Origin of the sequence: Ruegeria lacuscaerulensis, assembly GCF_013034685.1 — a bacterium.
GTDB lineage: Bacteria > Pseudomonadota > Alphaproteobacteria > Rhodobacterales > Rhodobacteraceae > Ruegeria > Ruegeria lacuscaerulensis_B.
Genome location: NZ_WQGO01000010.1, coordinates 55836 through 69721 on the forward strand (window position 1 = coordinate 55836; position 13886 = coordinate 69721).

At 56.0% G+C, this 13886-nt stretch carries 16 protein-coding genes; 11 read left to right on the forward strand and 5 right to left on the reverse strand.

The features are described from left to right. Nucleotides 1–2 precede the first annotated feature (2 nt). The 3 genes from GOV80_RS19810 to GOV80_RS19820 all read right to left on the reverse strand — a co-directional run bounded on the left by GOV80_RS19810 (nucleotide 3) and on the right by GOV80_RS19820 (nucleotide 2741). Entirely contained in the window at nucleotides 3–2099 is a 2097-nt protein-coding gene (locus tag GOV80_RS19810) for a protein-disulfide reductase DsbD family protein (RefSeq protein ID WP_170418009.1), read from the reverse strand. A gap of 117 nt (nucleotides 2100–2216) precedes the next feature. Continuing rightward, entirely contained in the window at nucleotides 2217–2390 is a 174-nt protein-coding gene (locus tag GOV80_RS19815; RefSeq protein WP_170417885.1) for a hypothetical protein, read from the reverse strand. Between the two features lie 39 nt (nucleotides 2391–2429). After that, nucleotides 2430–2741, reverse strand: coding sequence for a DUF2933 domain-containing protein (locus tag GOV80_RS19820; protein WP_255612174.1), 312 nt, complete (start codon nucleotides 2739–2741; stop codon nucleotides 2430–2432). Between the two features lie 374 nt (nucleotides 2742–3115). On the opposite strand from GOV80_RS19820, the gene GOV80_RS19825 reads away from it, so the two are divergent. From GOV80_RS19825 to GOV80_RS19865, 9 genes are all read left to right on the forward strand, one after another. Further along, entirely contained in the window at nucleotides 3116–3769 is a 654-nt protein-coding gene (locus GOV80_RS19825; RefSeq protein ID WP_050605720.1) for a L,D-transpeptidase, read from the forward strand. Nucleotides 3770–4403: 634 nt separating this feature from the next. Then, nucleotides 4404–4994 (forward strand): L,D-transpeptidase, encoded by a 591-nt coding sequence (locus tag GOV80_RS19830; protein ID WP_170417888.1) that lies wholly within the window; start codon nucleotides 4404–4406, stop codon nucleotides 4992–4994. A gap of 67 nt (nucleotides 4995–5061) precedes the next feature. Continuing rightward, nucleotides 5062–5511, forward strand: a complete 450-nt coding sequence (locus GOV80_RS19835; RefSeq protein WP_170417891.1) for a c-type cytochrome — start codon at nucleotides 5062–5064, stop codon at nucleotides 5509–5511. 183 nt (nucleotides 5512–5694) lie between these two features. Continuing rightward, nucleotides 5695–5847 (forward strand): hypothetical protein, encoded by a 153-nt coding sequence (locus GOV80_RS19840; protein ID WP_170746572.1) that lies wholly within the window; start codon nucleotides 5695–5697, stop codon nucleotides 5845–5847. 60 nt (nucleotides 5848–5907) lie between these two features. After that, nucleotides 5908–6477 carry a c-type cytochrome gene (locus GOV80_RS19845; RefSeq protein ID WP_170417895.1) on the forward strand — a complete coding sequence of 190 codons (570 nt, stop codon included), beginning with the start codon at nucleotides 5908–5910 and terminating at the stop codon, nucleotides 6475–6477. 9 nt (nucleotides 6478–6486) lie between these two features. Beyond that, nucleotides 6487–7386 carry a c-type cytochrome gene (locus GOV80_RS19850; protein WP_170417899.1) on the forward strand — a complete coding sequence of 300 codons (900 nt, stop codon included), beginning with the start codon at nucleotides 6487–6489 and terminating at the stop codon, nucleotides 7384–7386. Between the two features lie 39 nt (nucleotides 7387–7425). Then, nucleotides 7426–8796 carry a multicopper oxidase family protein gene (locus GOV80_RS19855; protein WP_170417903.1) on the forward strand — a complete coding sequence of 457 codons (1371 nt, stop codon included), beginning with the start codon at nucleotides 7426–7428 and terminating at the stop codon, nucleotides 8794–8796. Continuing rightward, nucleotides 8796–9269: a c-type cytochrome gene (locus tag GOV80_RS19860; RefSeq protein WP_170418019.1), complete on the forward strand. Its 474-nt coding sequence runs from the start codon at nucleotides 8796–8798 to the stop codon at nucleotides 9267–9269. Before GOV80_RS19855 ends, GOV80_RS19860 begins: the two co-directional genes overlap by 1 nt. A gap of 1 nt (nucleotide 9270) precedes the next feature. Beyond that, nucleotides 9271–9999: a DsbA family protein gene (locus GOV80_RS19865; protein WP_414478956.1), complete on the forward strand. Its 729-nt coding sequence runs from the start codon at nucleotides 9271–9273 to the stop codon at nucleotides 9997–9999. A gap of 37 nt (nucleotides 10000–10036) precedes the next feature. Here GOV80_RS19865 and GOV80_RS19870 read toward each other — a convergent pair whose 3' ends face one another. Beyond that, entirely contained in the window at nucleotides 10037–10234 is a 198-nt protein-coding gene (locus GOV80_RS19870; RefSeq protein ID WP_170417905.1) for a heavy-metal-associated domain-containing protein, read from the reverse strand. A gap of 173 nt (nucleotides 10235–10407) precedes the next feature. Between GOV80_RS19870 and GOV80_RS19875 the strand changes: the two genes are divergently transcribed. Together GOV80_RS19875 and cueR are read left to right on the forward strand one after the other, a co-directional pair. Beyond that, nucleotides 10408–12918 (forward strand): heavy metal translocating P-type ATPase, encoded by a 2511-nt coding sequence (locus GOV80_RS19875; protein WP_170417908.1) that lies wholly within the window; start codon nucleotides 10408–10410, stop codon nucleotides 12916–12918. Nucleotides 12919–12933: 15 nt separating this feature from the next. Further along, a complete protein-coding gene (gene cueR / locus GOV80_RS19880; protein WP_152460772.1) occupies nucleotides 12934–13320 on the forward strand; it encodes a Cu(I)-responsive transcriptional regulator in 387 nt (128 codons plus the stop codon). A 302-nt stretch (nucleotides 13321–13622) separates the two neighbouring features. Here the strand turns inward: cueR and GOV80_RS19885 are convergent, their stop codons facing one another. Continuing rightward, complete coding sequence (locus GOV80_RS19885) at nucleotides 13623–13814, reverse strand: hypothetical protein (RefSeq protein ID WP_170608328.1); 192 nt, start codon at nucleotides 13812–13814, stop codon at nucleotides 13623–13625. Nucleotides 13815–13886 lie beyond the last annotated feature (72 nt).

Genomic DNA, 13886 nt, shown 5'->3' on the forward strand with positions numbered 1-13886 from the left:
GGTCAGGATCCGCTTTCCACGGCTCCGCCCGCAATCGGCGCGGCCTGTTCCATCGCGTCGAGAATGGCGTTCGTGGTCAAGATCTCTGGCAGGGCGATGCCTTCGGGGGCCGACGGGCCGTAGACGATGTTGAAGGGGATCCCGAACCGTCCATTGTCCTCAAGGAAACGGGCGATCACATCGTCGGGGCGGGTCCAGTCGGCCTGCATCGGAATTGCTTTGTCCGATTGCAGTGTTGCCAGAACCTCGCCGCGTTCCAGCACCAGCGCTTTGTTGGCCTTGCAGGTCAGACACCAGTCGGCTGTGACATCGACGAAAACCACCTCGCCGCGCGACACAAGGCGGGCGATTTCGGGGCGGCTGAAGGTAATCCAAGGGATCTCTCCGGCTGGTTCAAGCAGCCTGGACCGGTCTTTGCCGGCAATCGCAACCGGTGCGGCAAACGCTGCGGTCAGCGTCAGCAACAGGGCTGTCCAGCGCAAAACGGGTGGCATCATCGTACTTTTCCAGATCAACAGGACCAGAACAGTTGCAGCCAGCACGGTAGCAGTTGCAGCAGTGTCTCCGGCCACCCCGACCATCACCCAGACCAACCAGCCGATCGTGGTCAGCAGTGCCGCCGACAGGGCCCATTTTAATCCCACCATCCAACGCCCCGGTTTAGGCAGAGCGGCGGTAAGTTTCGGGTGCACTGCAACCAGCAGGTAAGGAATGGCCAGCCCGACCCCCATTGCGGTGAAGATCGCCACGATATCCACCGGTCGGCCGGTCAGGGCAAAGGCCACCGCCGTGCCGAGGAAGGGGGCCGAGCAGGGCGTCGCCAGAACTGCTGAGAAGGCTCCGGTCAGGAAATCCCCGACCAGCGACACGCGGCCCTTTTCGACATGGGCAAGCCGGGTGTTCAGCGACTGCGGCAGCGTGATCTCGAACAAGCCCGCGAGGCTGGTTGCAAAAACCGCCAGCACCACGATCATCACCGCAAGGAAAAGCGGATTCTGGAACTGGATGCCCCAGCCGACGGAATAGCCCAGCGACCGCGCCGCAATGGTGATAGCCGCCAACAGCCACATGAATGTCAGGATTCCGGCTGCCGAAGCCAGGAACCCGGCGCGAATCTGAGCCGCAGAGCGGTCGCGAGCCTTTACCGCCGAGGAAAGCTTGATCGAAAGCACTGGCAGTACGCAGGGCATGACATTCAGAATCAACCCGCCGCCCACCGCCAGCAAAATGATCCAGACCAGCGCGCTGGCTGAAGTTTCGGCGGCCGCGATCTCATATGGTGGCGGGGTAGGGGGAGCGTCGGTACGGGGCGAAAACTCGGCCACGCGGTTGGTGTCGGTAACCGTGACGGACAAGGCGGGGGGGTCCTGTGCCAGAGCGAGGACCGGGAACTGCACCCATAGCTGACGCCTGTCGCCAGCGAGCCGGATGTCGGGTGCACCAAACGCGGTGTCACGTCCCATGTCGGGAAAGACATCAGGCGCATCAAAGGGCAGGTCGCTGGTGAAATTCAGCGTCAGCATCTCGGACTCGGTATCCAGGGTCGCGGCGTCGGACTTCATTCCGCTTGTGTTTCCCGTGGTTGGCACCCGCGACAGAAAGGCATTTATAAGCCGGGCCGAGTCCTGATCCCGACCCGTTCCCTGAGTCAGCGACAAGTCCAGCGAAAACTCGACCGGCACACAGATATCGGAACAGATCAGCGTTGTCACAGCGGCCTTCAAGTCAACTGGCGCTCCGGGGTTCTCGAGTGTGACGGTCAGCGGAAAGACCACTTCGTCCTTGTACCCGAAATTCTCGATCCCGAAGGCGCGAAAACGGATCGGCGCGGGCCAGTGAAACTGTACGTCGCTGACGTTTTGCGAGCCGTTCCAAGTGATCTTGGGCGGAATTCCCACCTCACCAGGCGACTTCCAGTAGGTTTTCCAATCTTCGCCCAGTTTCAGATGCAGTCCTGCAGTGATCGTCTTGACGTCAGGCGCGATCCCGTCCTGCGCGGTAATTATGTGTGCGACCAGGGGCTCTGATTCATACGCTTGGGATGTAGCTGCAAGGCTTGTCCCGGCGGAAGTCTGGCCAAAGATTAACCCCAAGATCATAATACATAAATTTAGGAGTGTTCTTGCCATTGCGCGTTGCCATCGGTTGTTTTGCACCCGTCTCTGCCAGATTCCAGCGCTGGAGGGTCAACGAGCCGGAATGTCACATCCCCACGATCAGCTCACGAAACCTTCGCGCCCGTCTTCGCAGATGAAATAGGCCCCGCCATCCGCGCCCTCCCATTGAACCCGGCAACCTTGGGGCAGGGCGTATTCAGGCTGCGGCGGTTGCAGCGGGCATAGTTTAGGGCGTGGTGCGCAAGCCGCCAGCGAAAGAGCGGCCAGCGACATGGCGGCCAACCTTGAGCACCAAAGCTTCATGATTGAAGATTATTGCCGGTGTACTGGGTTCGGTCCGACCGCGGCGTCTGTTGCCTTTGGTCTTTCCGATTCAGATTTGTTCGAATGACAGGATTTTTCCATCGCCTTGTGCATAAAGAAATGGGCTCCGAGGCACAGGATCAACGGTGCGAAAAGACCCAAGGAGTCAGAAAGCCCACCAACCGTCCCGCCGGCGATCAAGTAGAGAGCGATCGGCGTTATCATGGCAATGCAACATACCATCATGCCCCATTTCATTATCTTGCCGCCGCTAACCGGTACTGACGCCTGCGGCGCGTTTGCAGTCTGTTTTTCTTTCACATTCAACTCCAAAATTTGGATTGGAGACCTCTGCTAACGCCTTCCCACGATGGAAGGTCAAGCTGTTTTGGCGCGAAGCGAATTTGACGCTGTCAAACCAGTCCAGCATTTGCTTGGGCCTTACTTGGTGCATAGACACGGCCGGAACAGGGAAGTTTTTAGGGGTATGAACAGCAGGCATTGTCGTCCCGACGCCTGGTGAAGTTTCAGGTTAAACACGAAGCTGCCTAGGTCACTTTAAGCCTTGAAAACTCGCGGGTGGGTCGAAGCGATATCGAACGAATAATTGAATGGACAAATCTTCCCCCGTCGCGGATTGTCTAATCCCCTGGGTACTAACTCCAGACACCAACCAGCCAATAGGAGCGCTATCAATGCTGACCAGACGACATTTTGTTGCAGCCTCGCTCGCCATTTTCTCTCAGCCGGTTTTTGGAGTGACGTCGGCGGCGGCCTCGCAATGGTCGGAGTGGGATGCGCAAGTAACTCCAGCCAATTTTGATCCCGCAACATCCAATCCCTGGGGTTTACACCCACGTTTCCTGCCTCAGCGTGTGCAAACCAATCGACCACTTACTCCGGGTGACATTCATGTCGACGCGGTGGCACGATATCTGTATTTCATCGAAGACGGTGGCACAGCAATGCGTTACGGCGTAGCCATTGCCCGAGGCAATCTTTACGAGCCCGGAGTCTACACGATCAAGCGAAAGGCCAAATGGCCGCGTTGGACTCCTACAGCCGAAATGATTGAGCGCGACCCTGATGAATATGCGCAATTCGCAGATGGTGTGCCCGGTGGGCCGACAAACCCATTGGGATCAAGGGCGTTTTATCTGTTCGAAGGTGGTCGCGACACATACCTGCGAATTCACGGAACGCCTTATCCAAGATCTATCGGAGGTCGCGCAAGTTCTGGCTGCGTAAGGATGGCGATGCCACATATCATCGGGCTTTATGATCGTGTCAGGCCAGGGTCCACGGCTCATCTCTACCCTCCCGAGCGGCTTCTGACCGCGACCAGCTGACAGGCGCTTGTCAGGCGCGCGTACAGATTGGGCGCCCTTCAATAGTCCTAAGTGGTAGGTAGGTTGTTTCAACTGGCCCAACATAGCGATACCAATAGCAACCGTCCTCAGGCATGATTTTCACTGCGTTCAGGTCCTGGCCCGGAGCAGCAATCTGGGCTACGGCGTCAGGAACTTGGGAAAGCGTTCCGGGCTCGCTATCTGCAGATATTGACGTTGTTTCGGTACAAGCGCCGATGAACAAAAGTGCGGCCAGTGCTTGGAAAGCTTTCCTGAAGGACATGGTGTTTAGTCCACTGTGATTGTCATTTGTAGTGCCTGCTACCCTCGCATCGACGGGTGATCACATCAATTCACCAAGAACTAAGCAATTGTTAGCGTTGCTTTTTTGTGTTCGGTTGATTCAAGAAAGTCAGGTTTTGCTTAAAGCAGCCTGGAGTTACGTCCAAGAAAAATTGCTTTTCCACAATGACTTGATGATTTGGGTCCGCCTTCTAAGGAAATATCCCTGCGCCAACGGCAACGACAATTCAGACGAGACATCCCATATGAAATGTCATTTGCGTGTTGACCTTCCAGCGCAGGAACCGGGCATACGAGTTATTTGAGTCGGAAAAAAAGAATAAACTTTGGGATGGCAGGCATGAAACGGAGCAAAGAAGGAAAGGTTGTTACGCGACGTGGAGTGATTGCCGCGTTTGCTGCGACGACGCTTTTTCCAGCACCGGCCGTTTGGGCCCAATCAACGGCAACTGAGGGGACGCGCCGCAATGTTTCCTCATTCCGCGTTGCTAAATGGCAGGACCACTTTGATACGCTTAAGAATGGTGTGATCCTGTCCGATACACAGTCCAAGGTCCTGCAATATTGGTCGGAAGACGAAAGCGTCTACCGAATGTATCCAACCAGCGTACCGCTGACGGAAGACCTTACAAGGCTGGGCTACACCACAGTTACTCGCAAGGTCGAAGGGCCGTCTTGGCGACCGACACCAGCAATGAAAAAGCGCAACCCCGCTTGGCCCGATTATGTGGGCCCGGGTCCGGAGAATCCTCTGGGGACACATGCACTTTATTTGAGCTGGCAATACTACCGGATCCACGGCACCAACGACACGCGCAAGATCGGGAGAAGATCCTCCAACGGCTGCATTGGCTTGTACAACGAGCAGATTGCGGAATTGTTCGAACTGGCCACTGTGGGCACTCAGGTAAAACTGATCTGACCTTGGTCAGGCCGATTTTTTTTGCGCGCGTTGAACCTAAGAACTGACAATCATGTGAAGAACAGAGATGGATAAACTTACACTCTTGATCGGCGGAGTAGTGATCGCAGGCGCCGCCGCGTTCGTCTACAACTTAAATCAGCAACCAACAGGTCACTCGATGACGCCGCCCGATACGTCAGCACTGGAGCAAGGAGACCCAATCGAAAACGTCACTCTGCCGGACCAGCTAAGCGAATTTGCGGCCGTCGGCAAAGTGGCATTCGACGCCAAATGCTCGGCGTGCCATGGCGCGAATGCAACAGGTCTGGAAGGCCTTGCACCACCTTTGGTGCATAAAATCTATGAACCAAGCCACCATTCGGACGAGTCATTTTATGTGGCAGTCCAGAATGGAGTTCGGGCACACCATTGGAAGTTCGGCAATATGCCGCCGGTCGATGGCTTGACCCGTGCGGATGTGAAGGGCATCGTGGCGTATATCAGAGAGCTGCAGCAGGAAAACGGGATTTTCTGAAGGTGACGAGCCGAATGGGCAGTGCAATTCGTTACATCATACTGTCAATGGTGCTGACCATTGGCGGGCTGCTTGTGACGGCCGATTCTGCTCATGCACATGGCAGTGGTTCTCAGCACGTGATTGACCAAACGGACTCCGCGGACGTTGAGCATGTCAAGCAGGGTCATCCCGGACATTGTCATGGCGGAACGATTTGCAACGCTGTTGGTCTATTTTCGATGGGTCCACCACCGCCTGGCCCCCAAGATACTGAACAAAGATACTCGATCCCTCGAGCCCAATACCGGGTTCTCGGTATCGCGGCGTTTGACCCACCACCGCCGCGTGTCCTGATCTGACCAGTCGAATTGCGCTCAACCTGGGCGCGTCGAAGCAGACGACAAGGACAAAACAATGAACATTCTGAAAATGACCACAGGCGTTGCCCTGGTTTCTCTGTTTGCAGCCGCCGCCCTGGCGCATGGTGGCGCAACCGGCATCGTCAAAGAACGCATGGATGGTATGTCCGCGATGAAGGACAGCATGAAGATCCTTACGCCGATGATGCAGGGGAAAACGCCCTACAATGCGCAAACGGTACGAAGCGAGGCCAAGAAAATCGGGCGTCACGCTGGCGAGAGCATGACAAAGCTGTTTCCAGAGGGATCTGATGGCAAACCCTCGGAGGCCAAATCGGAGATCTGGCAGGATTGGGGTTCATTTGCAGAGTTAGCCAGGCAGTTGGAATCCTACTCTGAAGGCCTTGTGCTTGCGGCGGACAACGGGTTGATGATGTCCGGGTCGGGCCATGGTTCGGGCATGATGGGCGGCGCATCCATGATGGGTGGCGGTTCTATGATGGGTGCCGGAATGATGGGCGGCAGTCCAAACCAGGCACAACTTTCTGAAATGCCGGCAGATGGTGTGTTCATGATGCTGAGCCAGACATGCTCGGCGTGTCACACGCAATTTCGGTCGGAATAGGAATGCGTCATGAGACCGATATTCCGATTGGGCCTTGCTGCCGCCGTAGCGGCGTCAGCGGGACTTGTTGCTGTGATGGCTTGGCCGATTGGCCAGCCCTTACAAGCTCTCGACATTCAGGGTGACGTTAACCGCGGGGCGTATCTGGCAAGGGCAAGTGGTTGTATCGCTTGCCACACAGATTTTGCCAAAGGGGGCGCGGCCTTGGCCGGTGGGGTGGAGTTGGATACCCCGTTCGGCACGCTCTTTTCGCCGAACCTGACCACAGATCCCGATCACGGGATCGGTGATTGGACAATCGAGGAGTTCGCCCGCGCGGTGCGTCAAGGCGTATCACCCGGCGGACAACCCTATTACCCGGCCTTTCCTTATCCATTCTATGCCAATTTCACGGATCAGGACATCGCCGATCTCTGGGCCGCATGGCAAACAGTTCCACCGGTAGCGGAACCGTCAAAAGAACAGGAAATGGCGTTCCCCTTCAATCAGAGATGGGGCCTGAAGCTGTGGCGCGCGGCTTTTCTGGAACCACCCCGCACTGATCCCGTGCCGGGCAATGACGAAGTGTGGAACCGGGGCCGGCTACTGGTCGAAGGTGCCACACATTGTGCGGCCTGCCACACCGGGAGGAACCTGGCTGGCGCAAGAAATTCGGACACGGAACACTTCAAGGGAAGTGACTCTCTGCCGGGCGGTGACAAGGCACCGGCCATCGACTTTGAGACCCTGCAAAAGCGTGGTTGGACGGTAGATGATTTGGCCTACGCGTTGCGCACCGGCGTCATGCCTGATGGCGATGTCTTCGGCGGCGCCATGGGAGAGGTCGTAAACTATGGCACCAGCTTTCTGACAGACGAAGACCGGAAGGCAATGGCGACCTATCTGCTGGATGTGCACGACGGGGGGTAATCGAGTGAGAGATCAAATTTTCTTTGGAGGGAAGTCCTCATGAAGCTCAATCGCAGGCAATTCGTTGCAGGCACGTCGGCACTAATCGCAGTGCCGACTATCGGGAGGGCGGCTACCGCCCCCCGAATAATCGAGGCGCGTTCAGGATTGGCACGTGTTGCCCCCGACAGCTATCCTGAAACCGAGATATGGGGATATGATGGCGGTGTTCCGGGCCCCGAAATTCGTGCCCGGCAGGGCGAAACGGTTCGCCGGACACTCCTGAACTCACTGCCTCAGCCTACGGCAATCCATTGGCATGGACTGCGGGTTCCAAACAACATGGATGGGGTGCCGGGTCTTACACAGGAGGCTGTACCAACAAGCGGCGAGTTTCAGTATGACTTGCCTCTGAAGGATGCAGGAACCTTCTGGTACCACTCTCATAACCAGTCAACGGAACAAGTGGCCAGGGGCCTTTACGGCGCGTTCATCGTCGACGAAATGGACCCGCCGGACACGGATCATGACATTACGATCCTGCTGGATGACTGGAGGTTGGGTCAGGACGCCCAAATCGTCGATGATTTCGGCGCGATGCATGACTGGACGCATGCAGGCCGAATGGGAAACTACGTTCACGCACACATATCGCCCATGACAGAAGTTCTGACAAACCAGCGTTTGCGACTTCGAATGGTCAACGTGGCAACTGATCGGATCATGTATGTCTCAGTAGGTGGCGCAAACGGGAAACTGGTCGCTTATGATGGCATGCCTGTAAGGCAGCCAGAGGATTTTGAAACCCTTGTTTTTGGGCCTGCACAGCGAGCAGACTTAATTGTTGATGTCACAGCGGAATCGAACGAAGCCGTTCAAATAACTCTTCACGAACGCGATGAATCGTTTGTCATTGCTGAAATCCCGGTTTCGGGAAGCGGTGCATCCGCAAACCGCGGTGCAATAGAAGCCCTGCCACCCAACCCTGTTTCCTTTCTCGAAGATGTTTCTGACGCTTTGACAATCCCATTAGTGATGGAAGGCGGGGCGATGGGCGGACTGCGTCAAGGCACTTTTAACGGCCAGGTCATGAGCACCAATGAATTGGTTCAGGAAGGGCAGATCTGGACATTCAACGGTGTCGCCGGGTTACCTGAAAACCCCCTTGCTGCCGTTTCGCGTGGCGACATAGTCCGGATTCAGATGCAGAACGACACCGTCTTTCCGCACGCTATGCACTTGCACGGGACGCACTTTCAGGAAGTTCTGCCAAACGGCAACCTAGGGCCGCTGCGGGACACAATCCTGGTTGACCGGATAGAAAAGCGGGAGATTGCGTTCGTTGCGGATAACCCGGGGGATTGGCTGTTTCATTGCCATATGCTGTCGCATCAGGCCGCTGGTATGAAGACCTGGCTGAGCGTGGCATGATGAACAAGAGTTCGGCGAAATGGGTGTCACTGGCTGCTGTAGTGATCATTGTCGCGGTCGCTGGCTGGGGCCTGAGTGGGCGTGCGCAGAACAGTGCATCAGCGGATTCGGCACGTGGTGCAGTTTTGTACGCCGAAAACTGCGCGTCATGCCACGGGGCAAATTTGGAGGGTCAGCAGGATTGGCAAACACCTGATCCGGATGGCGTCTTGCGGGCGCCCCCGCATGACCGAACCGGGCATACCTGGCATCACGGCGACAAGCTGTTGTTCGACTATACAAAGTTTGGCGGGGACCAAACTTTGAAACAGATGGGTGTCGCTGACGTCAAAAGCGGCATGCCAGGCTTCGGGGACACTCTGTCGGATCAGGATATCTGGGACATCCTCGCCTTCATCAAGGAGAGTTGGCCGGATCGGGAACGCAAGCTGCAAGAGCAACGCACCGAAGCAGAACAAACGGAAGGAAACTGATGTGAAACGAATACTTGCAGGCTTAGTCGCTATCGCCATGTCGATTGGCATTCCTATGGCACGCGCCGACGAGCTGTCTGACTCCGATGTAAAACGGCTGGCTCTCGAAGCCATTTTGGAAAACCCTGAGATCATCATGCAGGCGATTCAATTGCTTCAACAGCGCGAGGATCAGGCAAAAGCCGAAGCAATTGGAAGCGTCTTGGAAAATCAGCGTGAATTGCTGGAACAGGATCCGAATGCGCCTGTAATCGGAAACCCGGAAGGCGATGTAACCGTGGTCGAGTTTTTCGACTATAACTGCCCATATTGCAAACGCGCTGCCCCGGTCGTGAAGAACGTAATCGCGGGCGATTCCGATGTGCGAATTGTTTATCGAGAATGGCCCATACTTGGAGAAGGTTCCGACTTCGCGGCACGCGCTGCGCTGGCCTCACGAAACCAGGGAAAATACGAAGAATTTCATTGGGCGCTTATGGCTCTGAACGGTCGTGCCACTGAGGCCAGTGTACTGAAAGTTGTTCGGGAACTTGGCCTGGACGAGGATCAATTGCGCGCAGATATGGAAGCGCCGGAAGTCGACGCGCATATTCAGATTTCCATGGAATTGGCCCGACAGCTTGGCTTCAGTGGCACTCCTTCGTTTGTGATTGGAGATGCGCTTGCCCCGGGTCTGATCACCGAAGATGAAATGACCCGGTTAATCGTGGCAGTCAGAGACGCAAGATAGAACCAAGGGGGCGACAGCATGTGCGCTCCTAAGTTTATCATGCGATCGTGGCTTCGTATCCCTCGGACTTCAGCGCTGCAAGGATATGATCAAGTGAATTGGTGCTTAAGACACGTACCCTGCGGTTTTCCATGTCAAAGTCCAACTGTGCGGAGGAATCCACCGTGGCAACGGCTTTTTCGATAGCTGACTTGCAGTGCCCGCAGCTCATATCCGGGATATTTAGGGTCGTCATGGATGTTTGCTCCTGTGTTCCGTCGTCCCGGCTAAAGTATTCCAGCACAGGAAGGTCAAGTCGTGATTATTGGATCGTCAAAATTAGTGGCAAAGAAAGTCAGCCCCATCCCTTGACCTTCCACTTGCTGGAACCCTTATGTTTCCCGTCAGCAGAACATTGGTGGTGACAATATGACTGAAATTTCACATGCAAGGTTTCAAGTTCAGGGTATGAGCTGTGCGTCCTGCGTAGGGCGGGTTGAGCGCGCGTTGAAAGATGTGCCAGGGGTAGATGCCGCTTCGGTTAATCTCGCCAGCGAAAGCGTTCAGGTCGATTTCCGCGATCCAGCCGATAAAGCGGCCATTGCTGATGCGTTAAACAGCGCCGGATATCTGGCACGGACGGAAGAGGTAACGCTGGATATTCAGAACATGTCCTGCGCATCGTGCGTGGGGCGCGTTGAACGGGCATTGCAAGCAGATGATGGCGTCTTGTCCGCGTCGGTCAATCTGGCCACCGAAAGTGCAACTGTACGTTATGCTGAGGGAGTCACAACACCCGAAGCCATCGCGGCGCTTGCGGCATCTGCTGGCTATCCGGCGAGCCTGCGATCCGCGACGCAGACCGAACCACAAGACCGCAAAGCCAAAGAGATTCGCCAATTGGCCCGGCGAACAAGCTTTGCCGCCTTGCTCGCTTTGCCGGTCTTTATCCTTGAAATGGGCTCGCATGTTATTCCGGGCATGCACCACCTGATAGCGAGCACGATCGGCATCCAGAACAGCTATTACCTGCAATTCCTTCTAACCACGATCGTTCTTTTTGGGCCAGGTTTGCAGTTCTATACTAAGGGATTCCCTTCCTTGTTCAAAGGCGCGCCGGACATGAATTCTCTGGTGGCTCTGGGCACTTCGGCGGCTTATGGGTTCTCGCTTGTTTCCACCTTTGCGCCGGGTGTTCTTCCCGCCGGAACCGCAAACGTCTACTACGAGGCCGCAGCGGTGATCGTGGTTCTCATATTGCTGGGGAGGTTCCTCGAGGCGCGCGCCAAGGGGCGAACTGGTGAAGCGATCCGAAAACTGGTCGGTCTGCAGGCAAAAACAGCGCGCGTTGAGCGCGACGGATCGGTTGTCGAGCTACCGATCGAGCAGATCGTTGTAGGGGATATTGTGCACGTTCGACCGGGCGAAAAAATCGCGGTGGATGGTGCCGTAGTGACCGGCGCGTCATATGTCGATGAAAGCATGATCACCGGCGAGCCGGTTCCTGCCGAAAAGACCGAGGGCGCAACTGTGGTCGGCGGAACAGTTAATGGCGCGGGCGCATTGACGTACCGGGCTGAAAAGATCGGCGCAGACACTATGTTGGCCCAGATCATTCAAATGGTCGAACAAGCACAGGGTGCCAAGCTTCCGATTCAAGGCTTGGTTGACCGCATCACGCTGTGGTTCGTGCCGGTAGTGATCGCTGTGGCCGTAATGACTGTGCTGGTTTGGATGTTGTTCGGACCCGATCCTGCGCTCAGCTTGGCGTTGGTAGCCGGGGTTGCGGTACTGATCATTGCTTGCCCCTGCGCCATGGGGTTGGCCACACCCACCTCAATCATGGTCGGCACCGGCCGCGCGGCCGAGATGGGTGTCCTGTTTCGAAAGGGCGACGCCTTGCAAATGCTGCAGGAAACCACCGTTGTTGCGGTGGACAAGACGGGGACCTTGACCGAAGGGCGTCCGGAGCTGACCGACCTGATTGTGGCCGAAGGATTGGCCGAGGATGAGGTTCTGCGCCTTGTTGCTGCCGTTGAGGTCACATCCGAACATCCGATCGCCACGGCCATCGTGCGCGCGGCTGAAACCCGTGGTCTGGAGCTTTCGAAGCCAGAAGACTTCACGTCGATCACCGGTTACGGGGTAAGCGCCTCAGTCGAAGGCCATACAATCCTGATCGGGGCCGACCGCCTGATGAGTCGCGAAGGGGTTGAAATGGGCGCGTTGTCTGATCGGGGCGCTGAACTCGCAATCAACGGAAAGACTCCACTTTATGCCTCCGTAGACGGAGTTATCGCAGCCGTCATCGCCGTGGCGGACCCAATCAAGACCACCACGCCAGACGCAATTGAAGCTTTGCACGGACTGGGGCTGAAAGTAGCGATGATTACCGGCGACAATACCGCTACAGCCAAATCCATCGCGGCGCAGCTTGGCATCGATCATGTCGTGGCCGAGGTTCTGCCAGAGGGTAAAGTATCCGCGTTGCAAGATCTGCGCTCAAATGGCGGAAAACTGGCCTTTGTGGGTGATGGCATCAATGATGCCCCCGCTCTGGCGGCGGCTGACGTAGGAATTGCGATCGGGACAGGCACTGACATCGCCATCGAGGCGGCTGACGTCGTTCTGATGTCAGGCGACCTGACAGGCGTGGTCAACGCCTTCGATATTAGTCAGCGCACCATGCGTAACATCCGCCAAAACCTGTTCTGGGCTTTCAGCTACAACACGCTGCTCATACCGGTTGCAGCGGGGGTGCTCTATCCGTTTGGCGGCCCGTTGCTGTCGCCGGTTTTGGCTGCAGGTGCCATGGCGCTGTCCAGTGTATTTGTCCTGACCAACGCGCTGCGGTTGCGCTGGGTTAAGCCGATCAAAGTTGGGCGAGAACAGATCTCGCAGAATGAAGAGCAGGCGCTGCGATCAGCGCCTGCTGAATAGAATAGGAGAACCGCTGTGAATATCGGAGATGTAGCAGAACGTTCGGGTCTGCCTGCCAAAACCATCCGTTATTACGAGGATATCGGATTCATCAAACCCAGGCGCAGTCTGAACGGGTATCGACATTTCGACGAAAAGGAACTGCACAAACTGGCCTTCATCGGGCGGGCCCGCTCATTGGGCTTTACCATTGAGGATTGCCGTTCACTACTGGCGTTGTACGAGGACAAAGAACGCGCAAGCGCGGACGTGAAGGATATCGCCAAACAGAACCTAAAAGAAATAGATGCCAAGATCGCGGACCTGAAGGCCATGCATGCTACACTGTCTCATTTAATCGATGAATGTGCCGGAGACCACCGTCCCGACTGCCCGATCCTGAAGAACCTCGGCCAAACTTAGATGCGCTCATCGTATGAACTGCCTCCTATTTTGGCAGTTTGTTACGTGTATTCGCGGGAATCCGCTTCATTTCGATACAGCGCACCAACTCACCTGTTTTTTCCTCCGACTGGCTTGAACACTCGTTACGTTCGTCCTAACTGCACGGGATGAAGTGGAAGTTTTTCTCAGTGTTGCGAATGACGTTTCTGACATGCGTCTGCTTGGCGATGACCTTCGTCGGCACTGTTGTGGTCGCGAGCAGTGACGTCAAAAACAGTAGCACCTCTGAGCCTCACGGCGTTTCAATGGCTGCAAAGTCATCAGACTTCAAACACGACCATAGCGGTTTGCATCCGACGACTGGCCAAATCCACACGGATAGCCACGTAAATCACAGCGGAGAATGTCATTCCGGTATCTGTTGTGTTGGCGAATATCCGACCCACGTAGGACTTGCGGTTTTGGCTGAAGCTTTTGGCCAGAAAAACCGTAACATGGATTCCGACATCCACAACTCTCAAGCGCCTCTGACGCCCGATCGTCCTCCACAAATCTCCTAACATCCACAGGCCCGTCAGCGCGGG